The 13196-nt window shown below is 69.1% G+C and carries 18 protein-coding genes; 6 read left to right on the top strand and 12 right to left on the bottom strand.

Annotation, left to right across the window (positions count from 1 at the left end):
- Window positions 1–38: 38 nt before the first annotated feature.
- Genes BUC15_RS00120 through BUC15_RS21135 form a run of 3 tightly spaced genes read right to left on the bottom strand, consistent with a single transcriptional unit; the run spans window position 39 to window position 1673 of the window.
- Window positions 39–1022, bottom strand: coding sequence for an alpha/beta fold hydrolase (locus BUC15_RS00120; RefSeq protein WP_073185388.1), 984 nt, complete (start codon window positions 1020–1022; stop codon window positions 39–41).
- 22 nt (window positions 1023–1044) lie between these two features.
- Window positions 1045–1320 carry a DUF7010 family protein gene (locus BUC15_RS21130; protein ID WP_425443316.1) on the bottom strand — a complete coding sequence of 92 codons (276 nt, stop codon included), beginning with the start codon at window positions 1318–1320 and terminating at the stop codon, window positions 1045–1047.
- Complete coding sequence (locus BUC15_RS21135; protein WP_425443317.1) at window positions 1269–1673, bottom strand: DUF7010 family protein; 405 nt, start codon at window positions 1671–1673, stop codon at window positions 1269–1271. The genes BUC15_RS21130 and BUC15_RS21135 overlap by 52 nt, the downstream gene beginning before the upstream one ends.
- A gap of 161 nt (window positions 1674–1834) precedes the next feature.
- On the opposite strand from BUC15_RS21135, the gene BUC15_RS00135 reads away from it, so the two are divergent.
- From BUC15_RS00135 to BUC15_RS19730, 3 genes are all read left to right on the top strand, one after another.
- A complete protein-coding gene (locus tag BUC15_RS00135; protein ID WP_139280031.1) occupies window positions 1835–2323 on the top strand; it encodes a hypothetical protein in 489 nt (162 codons plus the stop codon).
- 123 nt (window positions 2324–2446) lie between these two features.
- A complete protein-coding gene (locus tag BUC15_RS00140) occupies window positions 2447–3241 on the top strand; it encodes a CPBP family intramembrane glutamic endopeptidase (protein ID WP_073185221.1) in 795 nt (264 codons plus the stop codon).
- A gap of 5 nt (window positions 3242–3246) precedes the next feature.
- On the top strand, window positions 3247–3822 hold the full coding sequence (locus BUC15_RS19730; RefSeq protein WP_073185224.1) for a TetR/AcrR family transcriptional regulator: 576 nt from the start codon (window positions 3247–3249) through the stop codon (window positions 3820–3822).
- A 23-nt stretch (window positions 3823–3845) separates the two neighbouring features.
- On the opposite strand, the gene BUC15_RS00150 is transcribed toward BUC15_RS19730, so the two are convergent.
- The 4 genes from BUC15_RS00150 to BUC15_RS00165 are packed head-to-tail and all read right to left on the bottom strand — an operon-like array spanning window position 3846 to window position 7289.
- Window positions 3846–4463: a response regulator gene (locus tag BUC15_RS00150; RefSeq protein WP_073185226.1), complete on the bottom strand. Its 618-nt coding sequence runs from the start codon at window positions 4461–4463 to the stop codon at window positions 3846–3848.
- Window positions 4460–5632, bottom strand: a complete 1173-nt coding sequence (locus tag BUC15_RS00155; RefSeq protein ID WP_175558209.1) for a sensor histidine kinase — start codon at window positions 5630–5632, stop codon at window positions 4460–4462. The genes BUC15_RS00150 and BUC15_RS00155 overlap by 4 nt, the downstream gene beginning before the upstream one ends.
- A gap of 20 nt (window positions 5633–5652) precedes the next feature.
- Window positions 5653–6390 (bottom strand): ABC transporter permease, encoded by a 738-nt coding sequence (locus BUC15_RS00160; protein ID WP_073185230.1) that lies wholly within the window; start codon window positions 6388–6390, stop codon window positions 5653–5655.
- A 2-nt stretch (window positions 6391–6392) separates the two neighbouring features.
- A complete protein-coding gene (locus tag BUC15_RS00165; RefSeq protein WP_073185390.1) occupies window positions 6393–7289 on the bottom strand; it encodes an ABC transporter ATP-binding protein in 897 nt (298 codons plus the stop codon).
- A gap of 124 nt (window positions 7290–7413) precedes the next feature.
- Here BUC15_RS00165 and BUC15_RS00170 point away from each other — a divergent pair, with 124 nt between their 5' ends.
- From BUC15_RS00170 to BUC15_RS20945, 3 genes are all read left to right on the top strand, one after another.
- On the top strand, window positions 7414–8886 hold the full coding sequence (locus BUC15_RS00170; RefSeq protein WP_084189222.1) for a serine hydrolase domain-containing protein: 1473 nt from the start codon (window positions 7414–7416) through the stop codon (window positions 8884–8886).
- 131 nt (window positions 8887–9017) lie between these two features.
- The gene (locus BUC15_RS20940) at window positions 9018–9269 is read left to right on the top strand and encodes a DUF5701 family protein (RefSeq protein WP_217652058.1); all 252 of its coding nucleotides are present in this window, start codon (window positions 9018–9020) and stop codon (window positions 9267–9269) included.
- A 25-nt stretch (window positions 9270–9294) separates the two neighbouring features.
- Window positions 9295–9624: a DUF5701 family protein gene (locus BUC15_RS20945; RefSeq protein ID WP_217652059.1), complete on the top strand. Its 330-nt coding sequence runs from the start codon at window positions 9295–9297 to the stop codon at window positions 9622–9624.
- Between the two features lie 48 nt (window positions 9625–9672).
- Here BUC15_RS20945 and BUC15_RS00180 read toward each other — a convergent pair whose 3' ends face one another.
- From BUC15_RS00180 to BUC15_RS00200, 5 genes are read right to left on the bottom strand one after another with little or no spacing between them, the layout of a single operon-like run.
- The gene (locus BUC15_RS00180; RefSeq protein WP_073185235.1) at window positions 9673–11121 is read right to left on the bottom strand and encodes a hypothetical protein; all 1449 of its coding nucleotides are present in this window, start codon (window positions 11119–11121) and stop codon (window positions 9673–9675) included.
- A gap of 10 nt (window positions 11122–11131) precedes the next feature.
- On the bottom strand, window positions 11132–11947 hold the full coding sequence (locus BUC15_RS00185; protein WP_073185237.1) for a hypothetical protein: 816 nt from the start codon (window positions 11945–11947) through the stop codon (window positions 11132–11134).
- Entirely contained in the window at window positions 11947–12231 is a 285-nt protein-coding gene (locus BUC15_RS00190; RefSeq protein ID WP_073185240.1) for a hypothetical protein, read from the bottom strand. Before BUC15_RS00190 ends, BUC15_RS00185 begins: the two co-directional genes overlap by 1 nt.
- Window positions 12228–12980 carry a hypothetical protein gene (locus tag BUC15_RS00195; protein WP_073185242.1) on the bottom strand — a complete coding sequence of 251 codons (753 nt, stop codon included), beginning with the start codon at window positions 12978–12980 and terminating at the stop codon, window positions 12228–12230. The genes BUC15_RS00190 and BUC15_RS00195 overlap by 4 nt, the downstream gene beginning before the upstream one ends.
- Complete coding sequence (locus tag BUC15_RS00200) at window positions 12977–13174, bottom strand: hypothetical protein (RefSeq protein WP_073185244.1); 198 nt, start codon at window positions 13172–13174, stop codon at window positions 12977–12979. The genes BUC15_RS00195 and BUC15_RS00200 overlap by 4 nt, the downstream gene beginning before the upstream one ends.
- Window positions 13175–13196: the final 22 nt, after the last annotated feature.

Raw genomic sequence — 13196 nt, forward strand, 5'->3', positions numbered from 1 at the left:
AACGTGCCCGGGGATGATCAGCTGATGCGTGTCCGCCTTCAGCCGAGAAACGCGGTCAGCGACTCGGTGATGTGCTGTGAGTGGGTCCAGTGCAGGTAGTGGCCGCCGTCCAGGACCACGAGTTCGCCACGACGTACCGAGTCGAGCTGTTGCTGGTGCGCCGGACGCCAACGTGGGTGGGCGTCGACGAGCTGGTGCGACACGAACGCCAGCACCGGAAGATCGGGTGGGTACGTCAGGCCCGCGACCGCGGACAGGTTCGCTGCAGACTGAGTGCCTTCATCGGTGATCGCCGGATTCGCGTAGTTCCAGATCGTCATCAAACGGATCCGCTCCAGGGCTCGGTCGGAATAGACGCCGGCAGGGGCGGAGGGTGCAGTGAGGGTCGGGTCCAGCATGGTCATCCACCGCACCCAGCCGGTCACCGACATCAGCCGTTGCCCCATGCCGATCGGGGGTGCGACGGTGAACGCTTCGGGAACGGTCCCGTCGAGGGTGACCAAGGCCGAGACCTCGCGGGGGAAGCGATTCACGTAGTCCAGAGCGTAGATCGCTGCCATGGAGTGGGCCACGAGGACGCAATCGGTCACGTGGAGCGTCGCAAGGGTGTCGTGCAGTTCGACGGACACGTTCTCGACGGTGCGCTCCGTGACCTCCAGATCGCTGTAGCCGTACCCGAACCGTTCGACCACCACTACGGTGTAGGTGTCGTCGAGTTCATCGACGAGGGGTGCGAAGTCGAGTACCGGTGATGGGGTGCCGTAGCCCCCGAGCAGCACCACGGTCCGCTCCCCATCCCCGCTGACCGACACGTTGACCTGCCCGCCCGTGATGCGGACCCTGTCGCCGTACGGGTCGGTGTTGGCCTTCTCGAACGCCCCCAGGGCTGCATTGCTGAGCGTCGAGACCGCCACCAACGCCACGACCGACAGTAAGACGGACCGGGTCACCCGCAGCAACCTGGCCCCTCGTCCGCCGGTGGCACGCGCCGGGAACGTCGGCGACGGTCGGGTGGCATTCACGCCAACCGCCCGACTCGGCACGTCAGCGTCCTGATGAGGATGGCGTTGCGTCCTGAGATCGCGCGAACGCTTTGAGCAGGAAGGCGAAGACCACGAGCAGTGCGCCGGTGAACCAACCGGCAGCGATCGACGGAACGAGTGGCACATACAGGAGGAGGACGCCGACCAGTGTCATCAGCGCGGCAAGGACGGCAAACAGACGCATGCCGTACAGAAACACGAAAGGAAGGTAGTGGGCGCCCACGATCACCATGCACGCCGGAAAGAACAGGTCGCTGCGACCGCCGAGCATCGCCACGACTGCGACGAACCGATCGGAACCGTGAAGGCGATCTGCATCGCCAAACCAGCCATGGGATGACCCGCCGGCAATGACGCCGCCCGACCAGACAGCCGAAGGGCCAAGGTCGTCAGCGGGAAGATCAGGACCCCACCGAGGAACAGGGTGAGAACGGCAGCCGACGGAGAAACCCACGTCGCGACCGAGGCGGCAGCCAGCCACACCACCCCCGACACCAGTTGACCGTAGAAACCGCCCTCGTAGACACCGCGCACGTCGCGTTGAGCATCCCGGATCGACACGTCCACCTCAGGCGCCGGTTCGTGAGCCCGCGGTGGCTGGTTCCCGCGAGGAGACCCAGATCTGCGCATGCCCACCGGGCTCCACCAGCAGCCTCCGCATACCTCTCCCCTCGCGAGTGGTGCGCTTGCACGAACATGGCCACACTACGCCTGATGAACGACCGCCCCACCACAGGCGTGCGCTGACCCAACCTGACCGGAACGACTCTCGCCCGTGAGAGACTCCGAGCATGGAGAGTCGCCCGAGCCCCATTCCGAGGACGGCTCACCCCAAGAAGTACAGGCTCGGCTTTTCGCCGGAAGGACTCGTCGCCTTCCTCCTGCCCATGATTCCCAATGTTCTGTGGGCACTCCTGCCGCCGGTTTCGCCCGTCCTGTCCGCGAACGATTCTGCCTCGCCGATCGTGGGGGCAATCGGAACCGTGTCCCAGTCGATGATGATCGCCCTGCTCATACTGGTCATCAACACGCGGCGACGACCGTCAGCGAGCAAGAGAGTCTTCGCAGCGGCAGGGGCAGCGTGCTTGATCGGCTACCTGATGTTGTGGGTGTTGTACTTCACTGCGCCGATCACGCCGATGCTCCTGCTGATGATGGCGGTCCTGCCGTCTGCCTACTTCATCTGCGTGGGGCTGTATCTGGAGAACTACCCCTCCCTCGTTCCGGCAACGCTGTTCGCTGTCATTCACACGGCAACCACCGCGACCAACTACTTCTGAGCCCAGCGGGCGACGAGACCCATCGCGCGACGGGGTCGCCGCCTCCGGGGTGAGCTTGATCCCTCTCGACGATGCGGGATACACCCGTATGCTGAATACACACGTATCCCACGGAGGCTCTTGATGGACACCCAGCTGGCCCAACCAACCCGGTCCGACCACACGGCCGTGCCGCTCGCCGCCTGGGACACGAAGCGGCCCTGGCTGTGGGCGGTCGTGGTGGGGCTGGCCGGGACCGTCCTGACAGCGTTCGGAGCCGGTTACAGCCAGGTGCGCGAACTCGACCTGCTCACTGCCACCTACGCGCAGGCGGCTTTCGTCGGGGCGTCGGCACTGGTGGGGCTCGCGGTGATGTGGCGGTCCCGGCCATCTTTGGCCGACTACGGGTTCCGGCGTCCCGTGCACCTGGACCGGACGCTGTGGTTGCTCCCGCTGGCTGTGATCCCCGTGATCCTGGTGGGGTTCGCCGGCCTCCACGTTTCCTTGACCCAAGCGGCTGCCTACACGGTGCTCTGCGTGAGCGTGGGCTTCAGCGAGGAGATCTGGTTCCGCGGACTCCTGCTGGCGACGCTGCGACGCCTTGGTGAGCGGCACGCGATCGTCGGTGGATCCGTCGTGTTCGGTACGCTGCACCTGTTCAACGTCTTCACCGGTCGTCCGCCGCTTTACCTGGCGCTGCAGTTCGCGTTCGCGTGCCTGGTGGGCCTGGTGCTGGCCGAACTCGTCGCGATCACCGGCAGCCTCTGGCCCGGGATTGGCTGGCACCTGGTGTACGACCTGACGGCCCTCAGCACCAGCGACCAACTCACCCCCGCCGTCCTCACCGGGCTCGCCCTGATGACGGCGGTGCTGGCGGCCTACGCCATCTGGTTGTGGCGCCAGCTTCCCGTCGATCGACCCGCACGCACGGCAGGCTGAACAACGTGGACGTGACTCCACGACAGGCCGAGTTCGCCGACGCCGCCTTGCGCGTGTTGGCCCGCGAGGGGATGACCTCGGTGAGCTTCCGAACGGTCGCGGCCGAGGCGGGCATGTCGCTCGGAGCCGTTCAGAAGGCGTTTCCTACCAAAGACCTCATGCTGCGCGTGATGTTCGCGCGGCTCCGCGCCACAGCGGCCACGCAGTCGCTGGTCGAACCCGGTCGACCCACCCTCCGCTCCTGGTTGGTCGACCTGATGGTGTCGGTGCTGCCACTCGATGAGCCCCGGCGTGCCGCCGAACTGCAGGGAGGCGCGTTCGTCGAAAGGGCCGCCTTCGACCCGGGAACAGCAGCTGCGGTCGCGGCGTCCGACCACGAACTGCGTGGGGCGATCGGACGACTGGTGCGTCGGGCCCACGCCGAAGGCGAGGTGCCGAAATCGGTGGACCCCGACGCCGCGGCGTGGGCTGTCCTGGCGTTCATGCAGGGCATGGCCAGCCAACTCCTGTACGACCCTGCCTCCGAGGACGCCGTCCGGCGCCAATGCCGGTGGGTCGTTGACGCGGTGCTACGCCACTGACGCCCGTCCAGGGGGACGCTGTCTCAGAGCAGGCCGCGTTCGAAGGCGACGCGGACGGCTGCCGCACGGTCAGAGACGTCGAGCTTCGCGTACGCGTGGGCCAGATGTGTCTTCACGGTGGCTTCGGACACCATCAACTCGTCCGCGGCCGTCTTGTTGGTGCCGCCGCCCGCGATGACGCGCAGCACCTGGATCTCGCGGGGTGTCAACGTCTGGTCGTTGCGGCGCCCCGTCAACGCGGCGAGTGCCTGGGGGGCGAGGACGGGTCGACCGGCGGCCAGGTCTTTCACGGCGCGGATCAGGTCGGCTCTGGGTGCGTCCTTGAGCAGGTAACCGTGCGCTCCGGCCCCGAGTGCCGCGAGGATGTCGTGGTCGGTGTCGTACGTGGTGAGCACCAGGATGCGGGCCGGCGTACCGCGCTCCACGAGGGTACGGATGGCTTCCACCCCGGCGCCGCCCGGCATCCGGAGGTCCATCAGCACGACGTCGGGCCGGACCTGCATCACCACCACGACACCTTCGGGACCGGAGGACGCCTCGCCGACGATCTCAAGGCCGGGCTCGCGGGAGAAGATCCCGATGAGCCCATCGCGGACGATCGGGTGGTCGTCGACCACCACGATCCGGATGAGGTCGCTCATCGCGGTACGGCCGCACTGAGGGTGCAGCCTCCTCCTTCAGTGGTCTCGATCTCCAGGGTGCCGCCGATGTTGGTGAGCCGCTGCCGGATCCCGGGCAGCCCGTGTCCGGTCCCGACGACGGCAGGGTCGAACCCGCGCCCGTCGTCGCGGACGTCGAGGCGCGCCTCGTCGGCGGAGTAACCGAGCGTCACCATGACCCGCTGTGCAGCCGCGTGTCTGACGACGTTGGCGAGGGCCTCCTGACAGATCCTGAGGAGTTCGGAGTCGTAGGGGGTGGGGGCCGGCTCCCCGTCCAGGGTGAACTGCGCATCGATGCGCGACGCCTCTGCGACCTGACGAACGAGTCGTGCGATCGCGGCAGGGAGGGCGTCCTCGTCGAGACGGGGCGAGGCGAGAGCTCGGACAGCCCGGCGGGCCTCCCCCAGCGCGTCCCGGGCGGTAGCCCCGGCCCGCTGCAGACGTGCGGTGTGGTCACGGGCCGCGATGTCGGACGCGGCCTCGAGCTGGGTGATGATCCCGACCAGGCTCTGAGCGACGGTGTCGTGGATCTCCCGCGACAATCGCGCGCGCTCCTCCTCGACGCCGGCGTCGCGGGCCTGGGCCAGGAGCTGATCCTGCAGGCGTGCGTTGCGCTCCTCAGAGTCGCGCAGCTCGGCGACCACACGTTCGAGGTCCAGCATGGTCCGCTCCCGTTGACGTTCGATCAGCATGATCAGCAAGGCGACTCCGATGTTCACGGCCAGGAACAGGGCGTACACCGGCCAGGACCACAGCGGCGAGCGCGAGCCGCCGATCTGCGCGTAGGCACAGGCAGCGGCCGTGACCACCATGGCGGCCGAGCGTTGCCTGCCACGCGAGACGAGAGGCGCCTCGAGGTAGCCCAGGAACGCGTACAACCCATATACCGGAGACATCAGCACCAGTAGGCATCCGGCCAGGAGCGCCGGCCAGAAGCCGACCCGGCGGAGACCAACGTCGGGTGGGCGCACCATCAGCCAGACGCGCCAGGCAGCTGCCGCGAGCGTGAGGACGACCATGCCGGGGACCCACCGGGGGTCGACCGCCGGCGCCCCGACCACTGCCAGCGAGACGGACACCGCCAGGCTCGCCACCAGCAAGGAGAGGGCGATCGGGTCCAGAGCAGATCCGATGGAACGTGGGCGAGTCACGGTCTCCATTCTGCCGGTGCTCATTCCCAGCGGAATGAGCGGGTCGCGATGGAGAAGCCCCCAACGGTCCACAACCCCAACGCGATGAGCGGCTGAGCTGCGATCGGCTGTCCCGCCGCGGCGGCGCCAAGGACGGAGGCCGCCGCGCCGCCAGGTGTCCAGTCGGAGATCGTCGCCAACCACCCGGGGAACAGCACCCGGGGAAACCACATCCCGGCAAAGAACCACATGATGGCCGCGAGCGCAGCACCCACGCCGGCAGCGACGCGCGGGTTGGCGATGACGGCCGCCAACATCGAGCCGACCGCGAGGAACGAGGTCGCGACGAGGACCAGAAGCAGGGACTGCAGCGCGAGCCGTCCCATGACGCCGACGCCGAACAACAGCGGGAAGGTTAGCAGAACGAGCCCGACGACCAGGCTGATCGTCAGGATGAGGGCCAGAATCGCCGCCAGCAGGTCGCGGGGGTGAGCCGGTGTCGTCCGGAGGCGCCGCAGGAAGCCGAGTTCGCGGTACTGGCCGATGAACATCGGCATCATCTGCAGGGCCAGCATCGTGGCGGCGAACACGATGAGCGTCGGCTGGTACGACTCGATGACGCTCAGCCCTCCGAAGTTGGGCAGGGGCTCACGGGCGCCGGGGATCAGGCACATCACGACGAGAGCTGCGATCGGGATGAGGATCGTCCAGATGACGACGGCAGGGTTGCGGAGCAGGAGCCGTAACTCGTTGCGGAAGAGGGCGATGGTGGCATGCATGGTCAGTTCTCCTGGGTGACGCGCAGATAGGCATCGTCGAGGGTGGGTCCGGTGACCCGTAGGTGGTTGGCGGTGATGCCACGCGCGATCAGCTCGGCGAGGACTGTCTGTGGCGCGGCGGCGTCGCCGCCAACGGTGACCTGTCCGTGGTCGACGGTCGCGCTGGCGATCCCGGGCAGGCTGAGCAGGTCAGCCGGATCGATCGGCTCGGACGGAACGAAGGTGACCGTCTGTCTTCCCCCGGACGTCGCAAGCTCAGCGGGGCTCCCCGTCGCCACAATGCGGCCGTCGTCCACGATGTACACGCGGTCGCACAGGTGGGACGCCTCCTCCATCGAATGGGTGACCAGCAGGATCGTCATGCCTTCGTCAGTCAGCTTCTGAAGGTATGCCCAGATGTCGCGGCGTGCGGCGGGATCGAGGCCGGTGGTCAACTCGTCGAGGATCGCAACCTTGGGCCGTCCCACCAGGGCCAACGCGATCGACAGCCGCTGCTGCTGCCCGCCCGACAGCTTCTCGAAGCGCTGGTGGGCTTGGCTGGTGAGCCCGAGGAGTTCGAGCAGTTCGGCAGTGCGGCGCGGGTTGCGGTAGAAGGCTGCGAACAGTTCGATTGCCTCGGCCGGCGTGATCTTGGCGGGCAGGTGGCACTGCTGCAACTGCATGCCGAGGATCTGACGGAGTTCGGGATTCTTGGCGGCCGGGTCGATACCCGCAACCCGGATCGTCCCGACATCCGGCGTCCGCAAGCCGCCGATGCACTCCACCGTCGTGGTCTTGCCGGCGCCGTTTGGGCCGAGGACCCCGACGATCTCGCCGTCATCAACCGTCAAGTCGATTCCGTGGAGTACTTCGCGTGCACCATAGGACTTCCGCAGCCCCTGGACTGTGATCAACGTCATGCCCTCAGCCTCCCCGCGACACCTGGGGGTGACATCGCCCGGTCGGTTCGACCCTTCATCATCCGAACGGATGACAAGCGGCACCCGGTCGGGCGCATGCCGGCCCCGGCGATAGGTTGACGAGGTGAACACCACCCGGCCCCGCACCTCACACCCGTGGTTGAGCCTGCTGGTCGGGATCATTGTGGGTGCTGTTGCCCTCCTGGTGCTCGGCCCCCGCCCCGCCGGACTGGGCACCCCCACCGGCAACCCGGCCCTGGCCCGCGACGCGTCCGCGGCCCTCGCCAGTGCCAGGAACGTCGAAACGATCAGCGTCGCCCGGATCCGCGACGGCCACGCGTCCTGGGCCGGCTTCGGTGAGGTGAGCCCGGACAGCCGGTACGAGCTCGGCTCGATCACGAAGACGTTCGACGGGCTCCTGCTCGCGGACGCTGCCCAGCGCGGCGAAGTGCGCCTGGACGACCCGCTGGAGTCCCACCTGACCGAGTTGGCCGGCACCGAGGTGGGCTCAACGACACTGGCCGAGCTCGTGAGCCACCGCGCAGGGCTGCCCAGCCTGATCAGCCTCGACATGGTGCGCCTCGTCGCCGAGGACCTCGCCGGCGCCGCACTGTCCGCCTACACCACCGCCACCCCGGACCAGGTGATCCGGGACTCGGCCGCCGTGAAGCTGTCGGGTCGGGGCACCATGCAGTACTCCAACGTCGGCGCGTCCCTGCTCGGCTTCGCCCTCGCCCGCGCGGCGGGAGCACCCGACTGGGCCACCTACGTGCGCGCGCGGCTCCTCGAGCCGCTCGGCATGCACGACACCTCCGTCGGCGAGCCCGGTCGCCCCTCGTCCGACCTGATGCCACCACACCAGGGGCTGGGCAGCCCCACCGAAGCCTGGACGGGCAGCGGCTACGCCCCAGCCGGCCTCGGGGTCACCACGACCGCCGCCGACCTCACCCGCTACGCCCAGGCCATCCTCGACGGCACCGCTCCCGGCGTTGAGGCTCTCGATGCGCGCTGGCCGGCGATGATGGGCTGGCAGATCGGCCTGGCCTGGATCGTCACCGACACCGAGGAGGGCCCGGTTGCCTGGCACAACGGGGGCACCGGCGGCACCCGCACCGTGCTGGCGATCGACCGCTCCCGCGGGCAGGCGGCACTCGTCCTGAACAACAGCACCCAGGACGTGACCGGCGCCGGGATGGACCTGATGGGCACTCCCTTCGATGACTCCGTGGCGCTGCCCCCCTTCGACACCGACACGGTCGCCTGGGTCGGCGTCGGTGCCCTGCTCACGCTGCTGTTCTCCGTGGGTGCCGTCCGCGGACGGAGCCGGGCCCGCATCCTGGGACAAGGGCTCGCCGCTGCCGGCGCGCTCCTGCTGTGGTGGATCGCTGCCCCGTGGGACTGGGCCGCGCCGTGGGTCTTCGGCGCTGCCGCCGGGCTCACCCTGGCCGCGACCATGGTGACGGCGCGGCGCTGGGCCCACCTGCCGTGGATGCCGCAGCGCTGGCGTCACGGGACAGTGATCACCCTCGCCCTGGGAGGCGCCTGGCTGGCCGCCATGGTCACGCTGGCGCTCTGGGTGGCAACACTCGCGCCCTGAACTTCGTCGCCGCAGGCTCGGTGGACATCACAGCCCAGCGTTCACCAGGGCCAACGTGAGCCTCCGTGATGTTGTGACATCAGCCGCCGATGCACCACTCCCCTGTTGGCGGTCCCGTGCAGACTGGTCCGATGACGTTGCGACTGCAGGTTGATCGATTGGCCGACCTGGGTCTGGCTGAAATGGCCGGGATGAGCACTGACGCGTTCCGGGGACTCGCGGACGGCCTTGCTGGAGACGGCGTCCTGTGTGTTCACCCTGCGCTGGTGCCGCCCTCGTTGTTTGCGCCTCTGCTGCGGCACAACGGCCGACCCGGGTTCGTCGTAGAGGACATGAACGATCTCGACGAGTTCCTTTCCGATCGGCACGGTCAGGCTGCCTGACCGTGCCTTGTACCTGCTGCGGGACGTGGACCGCGGAGACGACCTGCTGGGCTGGACGCCGAACGCCGCACTGCCGGAAATCGTGGGTCAGGGGCGGACGCCGCTCACGATCAGCGAGGGCATCAGTTGGCTGTTGCAGGACCCCAGCAGTCTCGAGCCCAACCGGTGCTTCATGTGCGTCGGCTCCCGCAAGGCTGCCGCCCGTGGCGTTGATGCACGAGCCCCGGCGATCTGGATCAGCCGCGGGACGGGCCGCGACGGTCAGGCCCGACGTGACGCCCCCAAGGTCGGATGGTGCTGGGCCGGGAACAACCACGCGTGGCTGGGATTCGCCTCGACCTCCGGCCGCGACTGACCTGCCCGCCACGTCACCGAGCCGTCGAGGAGTGGCGACCTCCGACTGCTACAACGCCGCCACCTCGGCGACCGCCGCCACCTCGGAGGTGCTGACTGCACCCCCTGCCAGCGTGCCCCCGCGCGCCCCAGTGACAGCGGACGTCCCCGAGGGCGGCACCCCGCCCGCTCCGGTGGAGTTCTGCGACCCGGCCGAGGCTGCGTTGGGTGGGCCTCCCCAGCCGCCGCCGTCGAATCTGTTGGCGGCGTTGGCGACGGTGGGATCGTCAGGGTAGGTGGGGTCGGCCGGCCCGGTGTCGGTGCCACCGTTGCCGCCTGGCTGGCCAGAGTTGGCCCGGACGCCCCGGCGCGAGTAGTCGGGCGGGAAGTTGTTGTGGCCGACGCCCATCTGGTTGGTCTCGTCGGCGCCCATGGCCGCGGCTGCACCGCCCACGGCGGCCATGACGCCGATTCCGGCCGAGAACACCTGACCGGCCGGGCCCATGCCGGCCGCGAATCGGCCAATCGTGGTCGCCGCGGCGCCATCCTCGCCCGAGGTGCGTCCGGCCTCGTCGGTCGTGGTGGCAGCACTGCTGCCAGTCTGGCGTCCGGCGAGGACGCCGCCGATGCCGCCAGCAGCCGCCAGCCCCGCGCGCAGAGCGGACCCGGACGTGCTGCCCGGATCGGTGAACGCGAACAGCTTGTAGAGCGCAAGCGGGGAGAACGACGACACGCAGATGAGCACAACGCCGACGAACGCCGTCCCGATTGACTTCAAGACGTCGTCCTCACCGCCGACCGCCACCTCGGTGGTGATCCTCACGCCGATGCCGAGCGCGAGCACCATCAGGGGCGGGGTGAGTGCGGCGGCATGGAACCAGCGGAACGACTTCCAGAACCAGCCGCGTCCGAAGTCTGTGACCAGCCCGGCCGCCGCGATGGGTGTGACCGCGGCGAGAACGAGCAGGGAGGCAGCGCGGGCCACCATCACCAGGGTGTGGCCGATCGCCGCGAGCCACAGCAGCATCCCCATGACGCCGAGGATGACCGCGACGGTGCCGTTGGTGATGTCGCTGGCGGTGAACGGTTCCCACGGTTCCCACTCGCTCCAGCGGGTGACGTTGAGCAGTGACTGCATTAGGGCTTTGGTCAGGCCGCTGCAGGCCGCGACCAGGGTGACCCCGTAGCCCACCCAGGCGAACCACACGAACCCGAACTGGGCGGCGCCGACGAGGAGCCGGCCTATGCTGTGCCCGTCCCGCTTCCCGAGGGCGACGCCGACCTGGACGAGCATGAGGATCCCGACCAGCGCGAGGGCGATCCAGAAGGTGGTCGCGTATAGCTCGCCGACCGGTCCGTCTTCGCCGAGGCTCGGGGTGAGGATCGCGTCCTCAAGTTCGAGGACCGCCCGGAGAACCCACAACCCGGCGTTCCACAGGGCCAGCATGGCCGCGGTCAGGCTGTCGGTCACCACGTTGGCGATGGCCGAGCCGAGCAGGCCGAACGGATCGATGGGCATGGTGGCTCCTTCAGTTGGAGGCGACCGGCTGCCAGCCGGCCTCGACGGAGGCGTCCGAACCGGGCCAGGTCGACGGGGCCAGAACGGGTGGTGCGCCGGGGCCGATCAGCCAGCGGTCGCCGGTCCACTGCATGCGCTCGCAAGTGCCATAGCCCATGCGGGCCTCTGCCTTCAGCGCGGCGCGCACGTCGAGCAGCACGCACGCGACCACCCAGTCAGGGCCGTCGGTCCCCTTGATCTGGAGGGCCGCGGGGGTGACGCTGACCAGGGTGCCGGGGTCCAACTGGTTCGACGACTGCCGGGCGTGGGTCAGGAACGACTGCACGTTGCGGGTCTGGGACCAGTCGGCAGCGCCCACACCGCCGGGCATCGCCCAGTCGCGATAGACCTCGGTGGCCAGCGGGAGCGACATCGCGGACAGCACGCGTACCTCGATGGCCGCCAGTTGGGCGGCCGCGCCCTCGGGTGTGCGGGGGAAGCCGGACGACACACCACTGGCGCCGACCGTCGTGGCGACGGGCAGCCTGATCGCGGGAGGCAGGGCGATCGCCACACCCGGCGTAAGGCCAGCGTCCTCGGCCACCGTCGCCATCGGCGCTGCAGCAATGAGGTCGCGCTGCTGGGTAGGGTCGGCGTCCATGTGAGTGCTGCTTGGGAGGCCGTCGGGCGCGTTTCCCACTGAGAAGCTGGACACGAGGGTGTAGCCCAGCCCGTACAACAGCACGCCGCCCACCAGCAGCAGCCCCGCGAGGACGCCCAGCAACTGAGGGCGCGAGAGCGGCACGACCTCGGCTGAGTTCGTCGGGCGGGGTGGGCGGCGGAACATCAGCCGACGCAGCCGTCGCCGAGGATGCCGTTGAGCATCCCGTAGCCACCCATCAGCACCACGGCGAGCACCAGGACGCCGGCGAGGCCGATGATGCCGCCCTTCGAGAGGTGCGGGGAGTGCGTTGCACGTCCGACGAGGATCGCCCCGACGGACACCAGAGCCGCGATGCCGAACAGCCACAGCACGGACCACAGGACCATGCCCGAGATCTGGTCGGTGTAGGCGGCGACGCCCGTGGGAGCCACTGGGCAGATCTCCATCGGGACGATCAGCGGGTTCATGTCGGTTCCTTTCGGAGGAGGGCGAGGACGTTCTCTGCCGCCTTGAGGAGCGGGGCGGGCAGCGGGTCGGGAGTCAGCCCGGTGACCTGCAGGCGAGAGTCCAGGGGGAAGTCGGCCAGGTGCACGCGCGCGGGTATCCCGGCTGCGGCGACCTTGACTGGACGCGGCCACCGCTTGATCGTTGGTCCCACGACCACCCCGAGCGCGTCGCGGCCCAAGAGCTCGGCGCACGACTCCAGGCGGCGGACCCCGGGCACCGTGGCATTCGAGACGAGGACGACGTCGTCGAGCGTCCGCAGCACTGACGCCAGCCACTCGCCCGGGCCTGACACGGTCGTCCAATTGGTGTCTACCAACGTCCACTCGACCGATGACTCGGTCGGCACCGGCAGGATCGCGTCGCCGGCGATGGGGCGCTCCAACAGGACGTCGCCACGACTGCCGCGGCGCCACGGGCCAAAAGTTCCCAGTTCGGCATTGGCCGCGGCCGAGAAGCCGGACGCCAACGGCGGGCAGCATTCCACCACCCGGGCCGGCACCGCGGCAGCGGTGGCCAGCGCCAGCGCCACCGTGGACGCCCCCACTCCGCCGGCGCAGCCCACGACGGCGACCACCCGCTCACCAGGCGCTGGCGTCCACGCGGTCGCAGCGCTCCGGGCGTTGGGCGCGGACCGGGGCCCGTGGGCGAACTCGCCCCCCTCGATCGCGCGCCAGGCCTCACGAAGCTCTGCCACGCTGTGCGCGGTCACGACGGATCACCGCCCCGAGGGCGCCGATCCAGCAGTCCGGACAAGAGCATGGCCGGGGGCACCTTGGCCAGCTCGCGTCTGGCCTTCTGAACGTCCCGGAGTCTGCGCAGACAGCCGTCCAGGTCGTCCAGGGTCTCCGGCTCCATGGCCGCGATCTTCAACAGGGCGGCCACGTCGGCCGGAGTGCTGGTCATCTCGGCATCACCTCCGCCATCC

It is taken from the genome of Tessaracoccus bendigoensis DSM 12906, assembly GCF_900141915.1.
GTDB classification, from domain to species: domain Bacteria; phylum Actinomycetota; class Actinomycetes; order Propionibacteriales; family Propionibacteriaceae; genus Arachnia; species Arachnia bendigoensis.